Origin of the sequence: Nocardioides zhouii (assembly GCF_004137345.1) — a bacterium.
GTDB classification, from domain to species: domain Bacteria; phylum Actinomycetota; class Actinomycetes; order Propionibacteriales; family Nocardioidaceae; genus Nocardioides; species Nocardioides zhouii.
Window position 1 is genome coordinate 1 of the sequence record NZ_SDWV01000010.1, and the last position, 17,837, is coordinate 17,837.

Genomic DNA, 17,837 nt, shown 5'->3' on the forward strand with positions numbered 1-17,837 from the left:
AGCTCGGCGACACAGAACTCCGCGACCAGCGGGCAGCCTTCGCCGGCGATGGGTTCCTCGTGCTCGCAGCCGGGGACCGTGAACGCCGCCGCAGAGTGGATCGACTCGGGCGGGTGGAGGTCGGCCCACCGGGCGGCGAGGTCGAGCTGATCGGCGGCTGCGCGGTTCTCGGTGGCGCGGCGCTCGCGCAGGGCTGACAGCAGCTCGGAGGCGGTGAGGTCCTCGACCTCACCTACCTCCTGAACCTGCTGCAGCGTGTCGATCATGTGTTCGATCTTACGGAAGCCCACCGACAGTCGGCCACGACCGGAACGGGACCTGTGGAGAGGTTCGCAGGCGCCGGGTGAGGCTGCTCACCGCACCGTCGTTGCGGGTCCGCACACGGCGAACCGGCATACTCACGGTGCGATGACCACCACCGAATCCGAGACCCCCGCCGTCGAGACTCCCGCGCCGCTCCAGGTCGCGGTCGTCACGCTCGGTTGCGCGCGCAACGAGGTCGACTCCGAGGAGCTGGCCGGGCGCCTGGAGGCGGGTGGCTTCGTGCTGGTCGCCGACGCCGAGGACGCCGACACCGTGGTGGTCAACACCTGCGGTTTCGTCGAGGCGGCCAAGAAGGACTCCGTCGACACCCTGCTCCAGGCTGCGGACCTGAAGGTGGAGCACGGTGGCCGGGCGAAGGCTGTCGTCGCAGTCGGCTGCCTCGCCGAGCGCTACGGCAAGGACCTCGCCGAGTCGCTGCCCGAGGCCGATGCTGTGCTCGGCTTCGACGACTACCCCGACATCGCGGCCAAGCTGCGCGCGATCGTCGGAGGCGAGGTGCACCACCCGCACACGCCGTCCGACCGGCGCCGGTTGCTCCCGATCACGCCGACCGAGCGCGACGCCTCCACCATCTCGGTGCCGGGCCACCAGGTCGAGGTCGCGGACGTGACCGACATCGGTGCCGGCGCACCGGCGACCGGACCCCGTGCCGTACGCCGTCGCCTCGACGCCGGCCCGATGGCACCGCTCAAGCTCGCCAGCGGCTGCGACCGCCGATGCTCGTTCTGTGCGATCCCGAGCTTCCGCGGCTCGTTCGTCAGCCGTCGGCCGAGCGACGTCCTCCAGGAGGGCCAGTGGCTGGCCACGCAGGGCGTCAAGGAGCTCTTCCTCGTCAGCGAGAACTCCACGTCCTACGGCAAGGACCTCGGCGACCTGCGGCTCCTCGAGACGCTGTTGCCCGAGCTGTCCGGCATCGACGGCATCGAGCGCGTACGCGTCTCCTACCTCCAGCCCGCCGAGACGCGTCCAGGCCTGATCGAGGCCATCGCCGACACCCCCGGCGTCGTGCCCTACTTCGACCTGTCCTTCCAGCACGCGAGCGCCACGGTGCTGCGCCGGATGCGGCGCTTCGGCGACCCCGAGAGCTTCCTCGACCTGCTCGAGCGGATCCGGTCGCAGGCCCCACTGGCCGGCGTACGGTCCAACGTCATCGTCGGCTTCCCCGGCGAGACCGACGAGGACCTGCAGACCCTGTGCGACTTCCTCGAGGCCGCCCGGATGGACGTCACCGGCGTCTTCGGCTACTCCGACGAGGACGGCACCGAGGCCGCCGCCTTCGCCGACGACCTCAAGCTCGACGAGGACGAGATCCGCGCCCGCACCGAGCACGTGACCGCGCTCGTCGAGGAGCTCAACGCCCAGCGGGCCGAGGAGCGCGTCGGCGAGCAGGTGGTCGTGCTCGTGGAGTCCGTCGAGGACGGCACCGTCGAGGGGCGCGCCGCACACCAGGGGCCTGAGGTCGACGGTACGACGTCGCTCACCGGCGCCGGTGACGCTCGCGTCGGCGACCTGCTGGCTGCCACCGTCGTCGGGACCGACGGCGTCGACCTGATCGCGCGAGTGGACGGAGCGACCGGATGACCGACCCGATCAGCGAGCCGACCAGCACGGAGCCGCGCCAGGTCTCGAACTGGAACATCGCCAACGTGCTGACGGTGCTGCGCATCGCGATGGTGCCGCTCTTCGGCTGGGCGCTGCTGCACGACGGCGGCGACGACCCGCTCTGGCGCTGGGTGGCGTTCGCCCTGTTCGCCGTCGCGATGATCACCGACAAGATCGACGGCGACCTCGCCCGCAAGCACGACCTCATCACGGACTTCGGCAAGATCGCCGACCCGATCGCGGACAAGGCGATTACCGGCATGGCCTTCATCGGCCTCTCGCTCGTGGGCGACATCTGGTGGTGGGTCACGATCGTCGTGCTGCTGCGCGAGTGGGGCGTGACCCTGCTGCGGCTGTCGGTCCTCAAGTCGGTCGTCATCCCGGCCGCGATGAGCGGCAAGATCAAGACCGTTCTCCAGGCCTTCGCGCTCGCCGGTCTGACCTGGCCGCTGCCGCACGGCGACGCCCACGGCGGGGCCTTCGACTTCTGGCCCGGCCCGCTCGGCGAGGTGCTGTTCTACATCAGCCAGGTCGCGCTCGCCGCCGCCGTCGTCATGACGATGTGGTCCGGCTGGGAGTTCGTCCGAGAGGTCCGCAAGCAGCGTCCGCGCGTGGGCTGACCCCACGGAGAGTTCGCGGAGCGGCCACGCCGGGTTCACGGGGCAGGGGTGGGCACAGCGCGAGCCGTGGGTGATGATGCCTCGGTCACGTCCCCTGAACCCTCGGAGTTCACATGCGCTCATCCGCGCTCGCCTCGCGGCGTCGCAGAGGCCTGGCCAGCACACTGGTCGCCGCCCTCGTCGCCACCCCGCTCGCTGCCACCCTGGCCTCGCCCGCTGCAGCTGCGGCAGCCATCCCCATCGCCCAGGTCCAGGGCACAGGACCGGCGTCACCTCTCGTCGGCACCACCGTCACGACCCGTGGGATCGTCACCGCCGCGTACCCGAGCGGGGGCTTCTTCGGGTTCAACATCCAGACGCCCGGCACGGGCGCGGCGAACATCGACCTGGGAACCCACACGGCATCGGACGGCCTGTTCGTGCGGCAGACGACCGGCAGCGTCGCGACGACCCCGGGCACCTACGTCGAGGTCACGGGCACCGTGTCGGAGTTCGCCGGCGCGACCCAGGTCAACGTCGCGCCCGCCGGCATCACGGTGCTGGGCGACACCGTCCCGCCGGTGGTCACGACCACCACGGCGACCTGGCCCCGGTCTGCCGCCGCGAAGGAGTCGCTCGAAGGCATGCGATATCGCCCGACCGGCGACTTCACCGTGTCCAACACGTTCTCCACGAACAACTTCGGCGAGGTAGGACTCGCGCAGGGTTCCCAGCCGCTCATCCAGCGCACCGAGGTCGAGCTGCCTGGCCCGGCCGCGTCGAGCCCGACCGAGGCGGACAACCTGGCCCGGGGAGTCGTCCTGGACGACGGCGCCTCGACCAACTTCCTGGCCACGTCGACGAACCCGTCGGTGTGCGGCAGCCGCCCCACGCCGTGCCTGTCGAACGGCGCCCTCACGCCGCCGTACATCTCCACCACGGCGCCGGTGATCGTCGGCGCAAAGGCAACCTTCACCAGCGACGTGATCTTCACGGAGGGCGGCGTGCCCGCCTCGCCGACGTACCGCTTCCAGCCGCTGACGACCGTGGTCGGCCCCGGCAACGCCGGCGCTCCTGCGACGTTCGAGAACACCCGCACGGCTGCGCCCGACGAGGCCCTGATCAACGAGGTCGGCCGGGCCGACCTCAAGGTCGCGTCGTTCAACGTGCTCAACTACTTCACCACGCTGGGTGACGCGAACGACGACAACGTCGGCGATGGCGGATGCACCCCGTTCCGCGACCGCGACGGCGACGGCAATTCCGTCAACAGCGGCTGCGACCAGCGCGGCGCCTGGGATCCCCGGGACCTCGAGCGCCAGCAGTCCAAGATCGTCTCGGCGATCAACGCGCTCGACGCGGACGTCCTCGGGCTGATGGAGATCGAGAACTCCAGGACGCTCGGCGAGACGCCCGACGAGGCGACCAACACCCTGGTGGCCGCGCTCAACGCGCAGGCGGGTGCCGGCACCTGGGCGGCGAACCCGTCCTCGACGGATCTTCCGGCCGGCGGCATGGACGTCATCACCAACGCAGTCATCTACCAGCCGGCCAGTGTCGACCGTGTCGGCCGATCGCGCGCACTCGGCAACCTGAGCGACGCGGGGGAGGCGTTCGACAACGCGCGCGAGCCGCTGGGACAGGTCTTCAAGCCCGACGAGGGTGGGAAGCCCTTCCTGTTCGTGGTCAACCACTTCAAGTCGAAGGGGTCCGCTGGTCCCAACCCGGGCGACGCCGACGCGGGTGACGGCCAGGGCGCGTCCAACGGCTCGCGCAAGCTGCAGGCCGCCGCCCTGCGTGACTGGGTCGCGTCGCTGCAGGCCGCGATGGAGGTCGACTCGGTGGTCCTGGCCGGTGACTTCAACTCGTACGCCATGGAGGACCCGCTGCGGATCCTGTACAGCGCCGGCTACACCAACGTCGAGCAGGAGTTCGGCAACGGCGAGTACTCCTACTCGTTCTCAGGCCTGTCCGGTTCGCTGGACCACATCCTCGTCAACAGGTCGGCGTTGCGGCGCTCGACGGGTACCGACATCTGGAACATCAATGGCGGGGAGTCACTGGCGCTGGAGTACAGCCGGTTCAACTACCACGGCACCGACTTCCACGCGGCCGGGCCGTACCGCTCGTCCGACCACGACCCGGTCCTCCTCGGCCTCAGCCGACAGGGGTCGATCCCAGGACCCCGGAACCGGTAGGACGTACATCTGATCCACCGCGGAGCACGACGGCCCGGTCACCCCGCACGGGGTGGCCGGGCCGTTCACCCGTGCGAGGCACTCCCTCTGCCGCGAGGTAAAGGCCAAGGGTTAGGGTGACCCGACTCACACCACCCCCCTGACGAAAGGCCACTCGTGCCAGCTTCACGATCCGGTCGCCGACTTGCCGTCGCGACCTCGCTGACGGGGCTCCTCGCAGCCCCCCTTGCCGTCGTAGCCGTGGCTGCACCGGCGCAGGCAGCGACGTCTGTCGACGTCCAGATCCTCGCGACCAACGACTTCCACGGGCGACTCGCAGACCGCCCGACCGGCTCGAACAACCCCGAGCCGATCGAGATCGCGTCGGTCATGGCCGGTGCGGTGAAGCAGCTGCGCGGCGCGAACCCCAACACGATCTTCGCCGCCGGCGGCGACATGATCGGCGCCTCGACCTTCGAGTCGTTCATCCAGCACGACAAGCCCACCCTCGACGTGCTCAACGAGGCCGGGCTCGCCGTCTCGGCGGCAGGCAACCACGAGTTCGACGCCGGCTACGCCGACCTGGTGAACCGGGTCATGAAGCCCTACGACGCGACCAGCAACCCCGAGGGCGGCGCCACCTGGCAGTACCTCGCGGCCAACGTGCGCAAGCGCTCCGACAACTCCTACGCCCTGCCCGACGTCGCGGCCTCACCCGGCACCTCGGACGGCGGCACCTGGATGACGACCACTACCGGTGGCGTGGACGTCGGGTTCATCGGTGCGGTCACCGAGGACCTGCCGTCGCTCGTCAGCCCCGCCGGCATCGCCGACATCAAGGTCTCGAGCATCATCGCGGAGACCAACGCCGCTGCTGACGCCCTCAAGGCGCAGGGTGCAGACCTCGTTGTCATGCTGGTGCACGAGGGCGCCGCCACGCGCGACATCTCTTCGGCCACGGACGACTCGGCCTTCGGTCGGATCGTCAAGGGGGTGGACTCCGACGTCAACGCGATCGTCTCTGGTCACACCCACCTGTCGTACAACCACACCATCGGTGGACGCCCTGTCGTCTCCGCCGGTCAGTACGGTGCGAACCTCAACCAGCTCGTCTTCACCGTCACCGACCCCGACGACAACAACACCACCAACAACTCGACGGTGGCGGTCAAGTCGCAGACGACCTTGGCGCTCTTCGGTCCCGACCCGGACCGCAACGCCGACGGCAGCGTCAATGGTCCCAAGGCGACCCCGCCGCTCTACCCGGTCGACGCCAACACCAAGGCCATCGTTGACGCCGCCTTCGCCAAGGCAGACGTCCTCGGCGCCCGGGTGCTCGGCAAGATCGCCGGTCCCTTCAACCGCGCCAAGGTCGCGGACGGCTCCGAGAACCGAGGTGGCGAGTCCACCCTCGGCAACCTCGTCGCGGAGGTCCAGCGCTGGGCGACGTCCACGCCGGAGGCCGGCACCGCGCAGATCGCCTTCATGAACCCCGGCGGCCTCCGCGCCGACATGGCTGGTGCGGCCGGCGGCTACCCCGCCAACCTGACCTACAAGCAGGCCGCGGTCGTCCAGCCGTTCGCCAACACGCTGGTCAACATGAAGCTGACCGGCGCGCAGATCAAGACGGTGCTCGAGCAGCAGTGGCAGCGTGACGACAAGGGCGTCGTCCCGACGCGTCCGTTCCTCCGCCTGGGTGTCTCGGAGGGCTTCTTCGCTACCTACGACCCCACGAAGGCCGAGGGCAGCCGCGTCACCAGCATGTGGCTCAACGGCAAGGCCATCGAGCCCGCCACGGCGTACTCCGTGACGGTCAACTCGTTCCTGGCCAGCGGCGGCGACAACTTCCGCGGCTTCAGCACCGGCACGGGCAAGCGCGACACCGGCAAGGTGGACCTGCAGGCCATGGTCGACTACATGGCGAGCAAGGCTGCGACGACCCCGCTCGCGGTGAACAAGGAGCAGCGCCAGGTCGGCATCACGTGGCCGGCCGACGCGCCGCGCTTCTACCGGATCGGCCAGGACGTCAAGCTCTCGCTGTCCTCGCTGGCGATGACCTCGCCCGCCGACGCGCGTGACTCCGTGCTGAACATCAAGGTCGGCGACCGCACTCTCAACCCGACCCCGGTCGACAACACGCTCACCACGACGCCGTTCGACGAGGCCGGCACGAGCGCGGTGTCGGTCAAGCTGAAGGGCAAGACCCGTACGGGCAAGCAGCTGCTCACGTTCACCGGTCCCACGACCGGCACGACGTTCTCGCTGCCGATCGACGTGCGCAAGGCCAAGGGTGTCCTCGACGTCACCACCAAGCCCGGTCGCATCGTCCGGGGCGAGACCCGCACCAAGGTCAAGATCAAGGCGTCCGCGCTCGGCATCTCGAAGGTGACGGGCAAGATCAAGGTCAAGGTCGCCGGGCAGGTCTACAAGCTCAAGCTCACGAAGGGCAAGGCGGTCCTGCGTCTCGACGCATTCGCCAAGACCGGCAAGAAGAAGATCGTGGTGTCCTACCTGGGCAACCGCAAGATCCGCGGCACGAAGCAGGTCGTGAAGATCATGGTGCGCCGCGGCTGAGGCACACCTGAACAGCACACCCGGAGGCCCGGTCATCGTCCGCGATGACCGGGCCTCCGGCCGTGCGGGGGGCGTGGCCGGTCAGCGCAGCGCGAGCGCCGCCTGCACCAGCGTCAGGTGGCTGAACGCCTGGGGGAAGTTGCCGACCATCCGCCCGTGCGCAGGGTCGTACTCCTCGGACAGCAGGCCGACGTCGTTGGCCAGCCCGCACAGCCGGTCCATCAGCTCGGCGGCCTCGTCGCGGCGACCGGCGGCGGCGAGGGCCGAGACCAGCCAGAACGAGCAGGCCAGGAACGGGTGCTCGTCGCCGGCCAGGCCGTCGACGCCCGTCTCGGTGCGGTAGCGCAGGAGCAGGCCGTCGGACATGAGGTCGCCGGTGATGGCGTCGATGGTGCCGAGCACCCGCGGGTCGTCGCCGGGGAGGAAGCCGACGAGCGAAATCGTGAGCAGCGAGGCGTCCACCTCGCGGGTGTCGTAGTGCTGGGTGAAGGTGCTGCGTTCGGAGTCGAAGCCCTTGTCGAGGACCTCCTCGCGGACCCGGTCGCGCAGCTCGCGCCAGCGGTCGACCGGTCCCTCCAGGCCGTGGTCCTCGACGGCCTTGACGGCCCGGTCGAAGGCGACCCACACCATGACGCGGGAATGGGTGAAGTGCCGCTGCGGGCCGCGGATCTCCCAGAGCCCGTTGTCGGGCTCGTCCCAGTGGTCGGCGAGCTCCTCGACGAGCGCCCGCTGCAGCGACCAGGAATTGCGGGTCTCGTCGAGGCCGGCCTGCCGGGCCAGCTCGAGCGCGATCATCACCTCGCCGAGGACGTCGTTCTGCCGCTGCGAGACCGCGCCGTTGCCGATGCGGACGGGGCGGCTGTCGGCGTACCCCGGCAGGTGCTCCACCACCAGCTCGGGCAGCTGGCGTCCGCCGTCGACGGTGTACATGATCTGCAGGTCCGCGGGGTCGCCGGCCACGGCACGGAGCAGCCACTGACGCCAGTGGAAGGCCTCGTCCTCGTACCCCGCGCTCAGCAGCGACTCGAGGGTGAGAGCAGCGTCGCGGAGCCAGCAGAAGCGGTAGTCCCAGTTGCGCTCGCCGCCGAAGTCCTCGGGCAGGGACGTCGTCGGCGCCGCGACGATTCCGCCGGTCTCCTCGTGGGTCATCAGCAGGAGGGTGAGCAGGCTGCGGCGGACCATGTCGGCGTGCGGCACGTCGTCGGGGGACTGCGCCGACCACTCACGCTGGGCGTCAATGGTGGCGGCGATGCGCTCGTCGAAGCCGAGCGGCTCGGGGATGTCGCGCCACGAGCGGACCCAGGTCGTGGAGAAGGTGACCTCGTCTCCCTCGCTCATCTCGAACTCGTCGGTGTGGTGACCGCCGACGGCGCGGGGGAGGCGCGGACCACGCAGGATCAGCTTGTCGGGTCCGGCGACCGCCACGATGAGGTCGTTGCCGTGGGCGTGCTCGCGGGTCACCCACGGCCGGATCCGGCCGTAGTCGGTGCGCACCACCCAGTCGTGGCGGATCCGCACCGTGCCGCGCATGCAGGTGAGGCGGCGTACGACGTCCGCGCGCCCGTCGCCGGTGGGCATCAGGTCGAGCAGCACGACCTCGCCCCCGGCCGTGGTGAACGTCGTCTCGAGCAGCGCCGTGCCGTCGACGTACCTCCGGTTCGTGGACTCGACCTCGTCGGCCGGTGCCAGCAGCCACCGGCCGTTGTCCTCGGTGCCGAGCAGTGCGGCGAAGCAGGCAGGGGAGTCGAAGCGGGGCAGGCACAACCAGTCGATCGAACCGTCCTTGCCGACCAGCGCCGCGGTGCCTCGGTCGCCGATGAGCGCGTAGTCCTCGATGGGGAGTGCCATGCGGTTAGTCTCGCCGACGTGTGGTCAGAGGTGTCCGCGGCGCGCGTGCTCGACGCACTGGTCGCGCGCGGCGAGACCGTCGCGACTGCCGAGTCGCTGACGGGCGGGCTGCTGTCCTCCCTGCTGACCGACGTGCCCGGTGCGTCGCGCAGCTTCGTGGGCGGCGTGGTGTCGTACGCGACGCGGGTGAAGGTGTCGGTGCTCGACGTGCCACCCGACCTCGTCGAGCGGCACGGCGTGGTGTCGGAGGAGTGCGCGGTCGCGATGGCACGCGGCGTACGCGGACGGCTCGACGCCACCTGGGGCGTGGCCACGACGGGTGTCGCTGGACCGGACATGCAGGACGGACAGCCCGTCGGGACCGTGTGGGTGGCCGTGGCCGAACCTGATCACGTGGCGGCGCGGTTGCTGGCCCTCACCGGCGATCGGCGGGCGATCCGCGAGGCCACCTGCGAGGCCGCGCTGTCCCTCCTGCAGGACCTCCTGCGGGAAGAACCGGGCCTCGGGTAGCGTTGGGGCAGACGACTTCCTCGACAGAGCCCTCTCCCAGAGCAAGGACCTCGCGCATGGTGATCTTCCGACGACTGCTCGGCGACGTGCTGCGCAGCGCCCGGATGCAGCGCGGGATGACCCTGCGAGAGCTCTCGGCCGAGGCCCGGGTCAGCCTGGGCTACATCTCGGAGATCGAGCGGGGACAGAAGGAAGCGTCCTCCGAGCTGCTCGCGTCGCTGTGCGAGGCGATGGACCTGCCGCTCTCCGACGTGCTCCGTGACGTCGCCGACGCGGTAGCGATCGAGGAGCTGGCCATCGGCATCGTGGCGACCACGCCCATCTCGGCGGGACGCCCCAGCGGCGACGTCGTGGCCTCCGCCGCCTGAGCTATCTCTCCGGCTGGCAGCTGGGGCACCAGTAGGCCGCGCGCTCGCGGCCCGGCTCGCCGAGCATGGTCACCAGGATCGGCGTGCCGCAGCGGCGGCACGGCGAGGTGTCGCGGCGGTAGACCCACATGCGCTCGCGCTCGCGCAGGTTGCCGGTGGTGGACTGGATCGCACGGTCCTTGTTGAGCTCGAGCATCTGCTTCGCCCGTCGTACGAGCCGGGTGAGGTCGGGCACGCGGCCCACGCCCGTCGCGGGGTTGACCCCGCTGGTGAAGCAGAGCTCGGCCATGTACATGTTGCCGACACCCGCCAGGTTGCGCTGGTCGAGCAGCGCCTGCCCGACCGGGCGCGCGGGCTCGTCGCGGAGGTTGGCCAGCGCGCGGGCCTCGTCCCAGTCCGGCCCGAGCAGGTCGGGGCCGAGGTGGGCGACCAGGTCGGCCTCCGCGTCGCGGGGGACCAGCTCGACGATGCCGAGCTGGAAGCCGACCGCCCGCCGGCCCTCGATGCCGAGCAGCAGCCGGACTTGGCTGTCGGGCCGCCGCCACCGCTCGCCGTCCGGGTAGACGTGCCACGAGCCCTCCATCTTGAGGTGGGTGTGGATCGTCCAGGCGCGCTCGTGGTCGATGCGGGTGAGGATGTGCTTGCCGCGCGAGAGCGTACGGATGACGGTGCCGCCGGTCAGGTCGACCGTCGCGAAGGACGGCACGCGGAAGTCGGTGACGGTGAGCCTGTGCCCGGTCAGGGCACGGTCGAGCTTGGCTGCGGCTCGGTAGACGGTGTCGCCCTCAGGCACGCAGCCTCAGTCCCTTCGGTGAAGCGATGAAGCCGGCCGCCGACAGCGCCAGCCGGATCGGGGTCTCGCCGCCGCTGCCGATGAGCGCCTGGCCGTCGGCCTTCTCGACGGTGAGCCGGCCGAGCGCACCCCGGCGGGCGGCGTCGGCGAGCGCCGACATCGCAGGCGTCAGCACGTCCTGGTCCTCGGTCCAGGTGAGCAGGGTGCGCCCACCGCGCTCGACGTAGACCGTCAGCGCACCGTCGACCGTCACCACCAGGGCGCCCGCCTTGCGCCCGGGGCGGTGCCCGGCACGCTCGGCATCGGCCGGCTCGGGCCACGGCAGTGCGGCGCCGAACACGTTGGCGGGGTCAGTCGCGGCGAGCGCGACGACTGTCGGCTTGCCGCCGGTGGTGCTCTCCGGCTCGGCGAACGTACGGAGCCGGTCGATGGCGCCCGCGCTGCCGAACTGCGCGGCACCGAGGCCGTCGATGAAGTAGCCGCGTCGGCAGCGACCGGTGTCCTCGAAGGCGCTCAGCACCTTGTAGACACCCGCGAACCCACCGGCCACCCGCTCGCTGACCACGGCGCCGCGGGTCACCACGCCGTGCCGCTCGAGCAGGTGCTCGGCGCGGGCGTGGGCGCGGCGGGTCGGGTCACCGTCGCGCTCGGGCAGGACCGCCCACCGTCCGGCCGTCTCGGGCGGGCCGGTGCGTACGGGCATCCGGCCGCCGGTTGACCTGCCGAGCCGTGGCGGCGTACGACGGGTGCGGTGCGACGGCGTCCCGCTGCGGACCAGGGCGCGGAGGGGAGCGAGGGTGTCGTTGGTGACGAGGCCGCGCCAGACCAGCTCCCACAGGGCGCTGCTGAGCTCGGCATCAGTGGTGGAGCCGACCCGGTCGGAGAGCTGGCGGAAGAACCAGGCGCCACCGGGTTCGAGGGCGTCGAGCACGGCGCGGTGGAGGCCGCTCGGCTCGTCTGACTCGACCTCGGGGAGGGTGAGGTGGGCCTGGTCGGCGAGGTGGAGGCTGACCCAGCCGTCGCTGCCGGGGAGCGGCGCGTGGCCGACCCAGATGACCTCGCCCGAGGCGGTGAGCTCGTCGAGCATCGAGGGCTCGTAGTCGCGGACGCGGGAGGCGAGCACCAGCGGCTCCAGGGCGCTGGCGGGCACGGGACACCCCGCGAGCTGGTCGATCGCGGCAATGACGCCGTCGAGGCCCCGCAGGGCGCCGCCGACCTTCTGCCAGGCCGGCAGGAAGCGGGCGACTGCGTCGTGGGTGACCGGCTCGATCTCTTGGCGCAGCCGCGCGAGCGAGCGACGACGGAGCTTGCGGAGCACCTCGGCGTCGCACCACTCGGTGCCGGAGCCCGACGGGCGGAACTCGCCGTCGAGCACGCGGCCGCGGTGCGCGAGCCGCTGCAGGGTCTGGCGGGCGACGGCTTCGCCGAGACCGAGGCGGCTCGCGACCTCGGCGGTGGTGAACGGGCCGTGGCTGCGGGCGTAGCGGGACACGAGGTCGCCGAGCGGGTCCTCGGGCAGCTCGAGGAAGGCGTCGGGGGTGCCGACCGGGACGGGTACGCCGAGCCCGTCACGCAGCCGACCGATGTCCTCGATGGCGGTCCAGCGGTCCTCGCCGGCCATCCGCACGGGGAGCACCCGCCGGTCGAGCAGCGACAACCACTCGGCGACATCCGCGCCGTCGACGCTGCGCTCGGCGATCTCGGCGACCGACAGCGGTCCGACGAGGCGCAGCAGGTCGGCGACGCCCTCGGCGTTGCGGGCACGCCGGTCGGGCGCGAGCCACTGCAGTTCGGCCTCGACCTCGGCGAGCACCTCGGGGTCGAGCAGCTCGCGGAGCTCGGCGCGACCGAGCAGCTCGGCGAGCAGGCCCTGGTCGAGCGACAGCGCAGCTGCGCGACGCTCGGCGATGGGGGAGTCGCCCTCGTAGACGAACTGGGCGACATAGCCGAAGAGCAGGCTGCGGGCGAACGGGCTGGGCGAGGTGGTGGCGACGTCGACGACGGTGACCTCGCGACGCTGGACGCGGCCGAGCAGGGCGACGAGCGCGGGGAGGTCGTACACGTCCTGGAGGCACTCGCGCACGGCCTCGAGGACGATGGGGAAGGAGGGGTACTGCGCGGCGACCTGGAGCAGCTGCGCGCTGCGCTGGCGCTGCTGCCACAGCGGACTGCGCCGGCCGGGGTCGCGACGAGGGAGCAGCAGCGCGCGGGCGGCGCACTCGCGGAAGCGGCTGGCGAAGAGCGCCGACCCGCCGACCTCCTGCGTGACGAGCTGCTCGATCTCGTCGGGCTCGAAGACGATGACCTCGCCCGTGGGCGGCTCGGCGTCGGTGTCGGGGATCCGGATGACGATGCCGTCGTCGGAGGCCACGGCCTGGCCGTCGATGTCGTAGCGCTCCCGCATCCGCGCGTTGATCGCGAGCGCCCAGGGGGCGTGGACGGGGGTGCCGTAGGGGGAGTGGACGACGAGGCGCCAGTCGCCGAGCTCGTCGCGGAACCGCTCGACGACGATCTGGGTGTCGTGCGGGACGACCTGCGTCGCCTCGCGCTGCTCGGTGATGTAGGTGACGAGGTTGGTGGCGGCGTTGGCGTCGAGCCCGCGCTCGCGCACGCTCGCAATGGCCTTCGCCGGTGAAACCGCGGCGAGCTCGCGGGTGAAGGCTCCGACGGCGGCGCCGAGCTCGGCGGGCCGGCCGAGGGCGTCGCCCTTCCAGAACGGCAGCCGGCCGGGGATGCCTGGCGCGGGCGTGACGAGCACGCGATCGTGGGTGATGTCCTCGATACGCCAGCTGGTGGCGCCGAGGGCGAAGATGTCGCCGACGCGCGACTCGTAGACCATCTCCTCGTCGAGCTCGCCGACCCGGCTGGCCTTCTCGCCGACGAGGAAGACGCCGAAGAGCCCACGGTCGGGGATGGTTCCACCGCTGGTGACGGCGAGCCGCTGGGCGCCCGGACGGCCGCTGAGGGTGCCGGTGACGCGGTCCCAGACGATGCGCGGGCGCAGCTCGGCGAACTCGTCGCTGGGGTAGCGCCCGCTCAGCAGGTCGAGGGTGGCGTCGTAGGCGCCGCGGGGGAGCTGGGCGTACGACGCCGCGCGGGTCATCAGCGCGAACATCTCGTCGACGTCCCACTCGTCCATGGCGAGCATCGCCACGACCTGCTGGGCCAGAACGTCGAGGGGGTTGGCCGGGACGGAGAGCTTCTCGATCGCGCCGCTGCGCATCCGCTCGACCGACACGGCCGTCTGCGCCAGGTCGCCGCGGTGCTTGGGGAAGAGGACGCCACGACTCACCTCGCCCACCTGGTGACCGGCGCGGCCCACGCGCTGCAGGGCGCTGGCGACGCTCGGCGGCGACTCGATCTGGATGACCAGGTCGACCGCGCCCATGTCGATGCCGAGCTCGAGGCTGCTCGTCGCGACCACGGCGGGCAGGCGGCCGCGCTTGAGGTCGTCCTCGATGATCGCGCGCTGCTCCTTGGAGACCGAGCCGTGGTGGGCCTTGGCGATGATCGTCCCGGCGCCGCTGCTCTGCCCCGACTGGGCCATGATCTGCGCGGGTGGCTGCTGGGACTTCGGCCCCGAGTCCTGTGCGTCGCGCTCCTCGGCCCGCGTCGTGGCGATCTCGTTGAGCCGGGCGGTGAGGCGCTCCGCCAGGCGGCGGGAGTTGGCGAAGACGATCGTCGAGCGGTGCCGCTCGACGAGGTCGACCACGTGCTCCTCGACGTGGGGCCAGATGCTCGTCGACCGGCCGGGATCGCCCGACGTCTCGTCGTACTCCTCCGGCATCGTCATGTCCTCGACCGGCACCACCACCCGGAGGTCCCACTCCTTGGTGCTGGGCGGCGACACGATCTCGACCGGCTGCGCGCCACCGAGGAATCGCGCCACCTCGTCGAGGGGACGCACGGTCGCGCTGAGCCCGATGCGCTGCGCAGGCTTGTCGAGGAGCGAGTCGAGGCGCTCGAGGCTGATCGCTAGGTGCGCGCCGCGCTTCGTGCCGGCGACGGCGTGGACCTCGTCGATGATGACGGTGTCGACGCTGCGCAGCGTCTCGCGCGCCTGGCTGGTCAGCATCAGGAAGAGCGACTCGGGCGTGGTGATGAGGATGTCGGGCGGCGTGGTGCCGAGCTTGCGCCGGTCGGCCGGGCTGGTGTCGCCGGACCGCAGTCCCACCGTCACCTCGGGGACCGTGGTCTCGAGCCGCTCCGCAGTGTGGCGGATGCCGGTGAGGGGAGCGCGCAGGTTGCGCTCGACGTCGACGCCGAGCGCCTTGAGCGGGGAGATGTAGAGGACGCGGGTGCGCCGTGACTTGTCCTCGGGCTTCTCACTGCTCATGAGTCGGTCGATCGCGTGGAGGAAGGCGCTCAGCGTCTTGCCGCTGCCGGTGGGTGCGACGACCAGCGCGTTCTTGCCCTCGGCGATGCTCGTCCACGCGCCCTCCTGGGCCGGCGTGGCCTGCGCGAACGACGCCGTGAACCACTCCCGCGTGGGCGCGCTGAAGCGGTCGAGGGCGGACATGCTGTGCAGTCTGTCACCGAGGTGCGACATCGGGGCTCGCCCTGAAGGACGTCCGGCGTTCAGCGGAGTCGGACAAGGACCGATCAGTTGATGATCTCGCCGCGCTCGTCCGCGCGGAGGACCGCGATCCGGTCGCGCCACGCCTGCAGCGCCTCGGGACTGAGGCGCGTCCAGTCCTCGACCTCGGCAACCACCCGGAGCGGCTCGGTGCTGCGGTAGGACCGCGTGGGATTGCCGGGGAACTTCTTGTCGGTCACGTTCGGGTCGTTCTCGTACGCGCCGACCGGCTGGACCTCGTACACGCGCGGCTCTCGCTCGCCTGCGGCGAGCTCGGCGGCGAGGCCGGCGCCGTCGGCCAGGGCCGTGAAGTAGATGTGGTTCATCACCACCTCGGGCCGGTAGTTGGACCGGAAGCCCGCGGTGAGCAGCTCGCCGACCAGCAGGTCGGCCTTGGTGCCGTGGAAGAACGGTCCGTTGTCGAGCGCGTCACTCACCGTCCCAGCCTAGGACGGGCTTTGTGCGGTGTCTGTGGTTCGGATGCTGCACCACGGACACCGCACTAGCCGTCGACCCCGGACGCGCGGCGGTGCAGCTCCCGGAGCTCGTCCGCAAGCGAGGATGCCGGGCCTGCAACAGGAACGCCCGGGGCCACCTCGTTGATCGACAGCGCCAGCACCGGGCCGGCGGGGAGGCCCCAGCCCGACCTCCATGCAGACAGCTGTGCGGTCGAGGCGGCGTACACGATCCGACCCAGCCCCACCCACGCGTGCCCGGCCGAGCACATCGGGCAGTGCTCGCCGGACGTGTAGACGGTGCACGTCGGGCGTACGTCCTCCGCGACGTGGCCGGCGGCCCACCGGGCCAGCTCGAGCTCGGGGTGTCGGGTCTGGTCGCCCGCGCCGGTGGTGTTGCGCTCCTCGCGCAGCACGACGCCGGTGGGATCGACCAGCAGTGACCCGAACGGTTCGTCGCCGCCGTCGAGCGCCTCGCGGGCGAGGTCCACACACCGGCGCAGGTGGGTGAGGTCGTCGGGGGTGAGGAGGTCCATCCGCCGACAGTAGGGCGGTCGGCGACAAACCGGGAGGCGGCTGTCGTCGTCGCCGCCTACGCTCGCCCGCATGACTGACACGGGGGACAGGCAGGACGACGAGCTCCGGGGTGCACTCGGACGACTGGTGAAGCAGCTGCTCAAGGAGGAGCACGACGAGCAGCGAGGGACGCCGATGCTCCCGGTCCTCGACGCCCACTTCGGGCAGCCGGCCGATGACCTGCCCGTCGTGCAGGAGTCGGTCGACGCCCACCGCGTCGTCGACGTCGACCTCGCGCTCGCCGAGATCGCGGGCCGCGACCCCGAGAGCCGGCTGCTCGGGATCGGTGGCGGCGACCAGCGGCACCACAGCTCGCTGAGCGACCTGATGGCCCAGGCCGGGTGGGGGCGTTTCCGGCAGGGGCAGGTCGACCGGCTCAACCTCGCGACGGGTCCCGACACCGACCGGGCGACCGTGGCCTTCGGCCTGCACCTCTTCGCGTACGACGGCGCGCCGGTCGCCGTGCTGCAGCGTGCCGCCAACCCGCAGTTCGGCGGCCAGCCGCGGCTCGAGCTGCTCGCGCCGACGCCCGAGGTGGCAACGGCGCTCCTGACCGAGGTGCGCGAGCTCTCGCTTTCGCTCAGCGTGCTGCGCGGCCAGGTGATCACGTTCGCCGGGAACCCCTACGAGCACTCGCTGAGCGGCATCACGTTCGCCCGCCGCCCGGACCTGCCTGCTGACCGCGTGATCCTGCCCGAGGGCACCCTCGACCAGGTGCGGGCGCACGTCGTCGGTCTCGCCGAGCACCGTGAGCAGCTGCGGAGCAAGGGGCAGCACCTCAAGCGCGGCGTGCTGCTCTACGGGCCGCCCGGCACCGGGAAGACCCACACCGTCCGGCACCTCATCAGCGCCGTGCCCGGCACCACCGTCGTGATCCTCACCGGGATGCAGATGGGGTTCGTGGCCGCCGCGGCCCAGATCGCGCGCGCCCACCAGCCGGCCATCGTCGTGCTGGAGGACTGCGACCTCATCGCCGAGGACCGCGACCACGGCCACTTCGGAGGCGGGCCGTCGCCGCTGCTGTTCACGCTGCTCGACGCGATGGACGGCCTCGACGCGGACGCCGACGTCGTGTTCCTGCTGACGACCAACCGCGCGGAGGCGCTCGAGCGTGCCCTCGCCCAGCGGCCCGGCCGGGTCGACCTCGCGGTGGAGATCCCGCTGCCGGACGAGCCGGCCCGTCAGTCGCTGATCGCCCTCTACGCCACCGAGGTCGGCTTCTCGACCTCGGCCATCGCGGAGGCCGCGGCTGCCGCGGCGGGCACCACGGCGTCGTACGCCAAGGAGCTGGTGCGGCGGGCTGTGCTGATCGCGGCGATGGATGGTCGTGAGCCGGGCGACGAGGACCTGGCCGCTGCCACCGCGCAGCTCCAGGCGGATGGAGCCTCGCTCACGCGGGCGCTGCTCGGCACGACAGCCACGGACCGCTCCTAGG

At 71.4% G+C, this 17,837-nt stretch carries 12 protein-coding genes and 1 pseudogene; 7 read left to right on the forward strand and 6 right to left on the reverse strand.

Annotated features, from left to right (window positions below):
- A pseudogene (locus tag EUA94_RS11130) lies at window positions 1-266 on the reverse strand (hypothetical protein); the annotation flags it as partial.
- 142 nt (window positions 267-408) lie between these two features.
- Between EUA94_RS11130 and rimO the strand changes: the two are divergent.
- From rimO to EUA94_RS11150, 4 genes are all read left to right on the forward strand, one after another.
- Window positions 409-1,905 (forward strand): 30S ribosomal protein S12 methylthiotransferase RimO, encoded by a 1,497-nt coding sequence (gene rimO / locus EUA94_RS11135; RefSeq protein WP_129426957.1) that lies wholly within the window; start codon window positions 409-411, stop codon window positions 1,903-1,905.
- On the forward strand, window positions 1,902-2,546 hold the full coding sequence (pgsA, locus tag EUA94_RS11140; RefSeq protein WP_129426958.1) for a CDP-diacylglycerol--glycerol-3-phosphate 3-phosphatidyltransferase: 645 nt from the start codon (window positions 1,902-1,904) through the stop codon (window positions 2,544-2,546). Before rimO ends, pgsA begins: the two co-directional genes overlap by 4 nt.
- A gap of 113 nt (window positions 2,547-2,659) precedes the next feature.
- Entirely contained in the window at window positions 2,660-4,723 is a 2,064-nt protein-coding gene (locus tag EUA94_RS11145) for an ExeM/NucH family extracellular endonuclease (RefSeq protein WP_129426959.1), read from the forward strand.
- 240 nt (window positions 4,724-4,963) lie between these two features.
- Window positions 4,964-7,276: a bifunctional metallophosphatase/5'-nucleotidase gene (locus tag EUA94_RS11150; RefSeq protein ID WP_207210506.1), complete on the forward strand. Its 2,313-nt coding sequence runs from the start codon at window positions 4,964-4,966 to the stop codon at window positions 7,274-7,276.
- 81 nt (window positions 7,277-7,357) lie between these two features.
- On the opposite strand, the gene EUA94_RS11155 is transcribed toward EUA94_RS11150, so the two are convergent.
- Window positions 7,358-9,124 carry a glycoside hydrolase family 15 protein gene (locus EUA94_RS11155; protein ID WP_129426961.1) on the reverse strand — a complete coding sequence of 589 codons (1,767 nt, stop codon included), beginning with the start codon at window positions 9,122-9,124 and terminating at the stop codon, window positions 7,358-7,360.
- An 18-nt stretch (window positions 9,125-9,142) separates the two neighbouring features.
- Here EUA94_RS11155 and EUA94_RS11160 point away from each other — a divergent pair, with 18 nt between their 5' ends.
- Entirely contained in the window at window positions 9,143-9,634 is a 492-nt protein-coding gene (locus EUA94_RS11160; protein ID WP_129426962.1) for a CinA family protein, read from the forward strand.
- A 56-nt stretch (window positions 9,635-9,690) separates the two neighbouring features.
- Window positions 9,691-10,002: a helix-turn-helix domain-containing protein gene (locus EUA94_RS11165; protein WP_129426963.1), complete on the forward strand. Its 312-nt coding sequence runs from the start codon at window positions 9,691-9,693 to the stop codon at window positions 10,000-10,002.
- A 1-nt stretch (window position 10,003) separates the two neighbouring features.
- On the opposite strand, the gene EUA94_RS11170 is transcribed toward EUA94_RS11165, so the two are convergent.
- From EUA94_RS11170 to EUA94_RS11185, 4 genes are all read right to left on the reverse strand, one after another.
- Window positions 10,004-10,795, reverse strand: a complete 792-nt coding sequence (locus EUA94_RS11170) for a DNA-formamidopyrimidine glycosylase family protein (RefSeq protein WP_129426964.1) — start codon at window positions 10,793-10,795, stop codon at window positions 10,004-10,006.
- A complete protein-coding gene (locus EUA94_RS11175) occupies window positions 10,788-15,314 on the reverse strand; it encodes an ATP-dependent helicase (RefSeq protein WP_129426965.1) in 4,527 nt (1,508 codons plus the stop codon). The genes EUA94_RS11170 and EUA94_RS11175 overlap by 8 nt, the downstream gene beginning before the upstream one ends.
- An 83-nt stretch (window positions 15,315-15,397) precedes the next feature.
- Window positions 15,398-15,808 (reverse strand): NAD(+)--rifampin ADP-ribosyltransferase, encoded by a 411-nt coding sequence (arr, locus tag EUA94_RS11180; protein WP_129426966.1) that lies wholly within the window; start codon window positions 15,806-15,808, stop codon window positions 15,398-15,400.
- 65 nt (window positions 15,809-15,873) lie between these two features.
- Window positions 15,874-16,362: a nucleoside deaminase gene (locus tag EUA94_RS11185; protein ID WP_129426967.1), complete on the reverse strand. Its 489-nt coding sequence runs from the start codon at window positions 16,360-16,362 to the stop codon at window positions 15,874-15,876.
- A gap of 70 nt (window positions 16,363-16,432) precedes the next feature.
- Here EUA94_RS11185 and EUA94_RS11190 point away from each other — a divergent pair, with 70 nt between their 5' ends.
- Window positions 16,433-17,836 carry an AAA family ATPase gene (locus tag EUA94_RS11190; protein ID WP_129426968.1) on the forward strand — a complete coding sequence of 468 codons (1,404 nt, stop codon included), beginning with the start codon at window positions 16,433-16,435 and terminating at the stop codon, window positions 17,834-17,836.
- The last annotated feature ends 1 nt before the right edge of the window (window position 17,837 follow it).

Coding starts and splice junctions, on each gene's coding strand:
- rimO (WP_129426957.1), top strand. CDS start 409: ATGACCACCACCGAATCCGAGACCCCCGCCGTCGAGACTCCCGCGCCG.
- pgsA (WP_129426958.1), top strand. CDS start 1,902: ATGACCGACCCGATCAGCGAGCCGACCAGCACGGAGCCGCGCCAGGTC.
- EUA94_RS11145 (WP_129426959.1), top strand. CDS start 2,660: ATGCGCTCATCCGCGCTCGCCTCGCGGCGTCGCAGAGGCCTGGCCAGC.
- EUA94_RS11155 (WP_129426961.1), bottom strand. CDS start 9,124: ATGGCACTCCCCATCGAGGACTACGCGCTCATCGGCGACCGAGGCACC.
- EUA94_RS11165 (WP_129426963.1), top strand. CDS start 9,691: ATGGTGATCTTCCGACGACTGCTCGGCGACGTGCTGCGCAGCGCCCGG.
- EUA94_RS11175 (WP_129426965.1), bottom strand. CDS start 15,314: ATGTCCGCCCTCGACCGCTTCAGCGCGCCCACGCGGGAGTGGTTCACG.
- EUA94_RS11185 (WP_129426967.1), bottom strand. CDS start 16,362: ATGGACCTCCTCACCCCCGACGACCTCACCCACCTGCGCCGGTGTGTG.
- EUA94_RS11190 (WP_129426968.1), top strand. CDS start 16,433: ATGACTGACACGGGGGACAGGCAGGACGACGAGCTCCGGGGTGCACTC.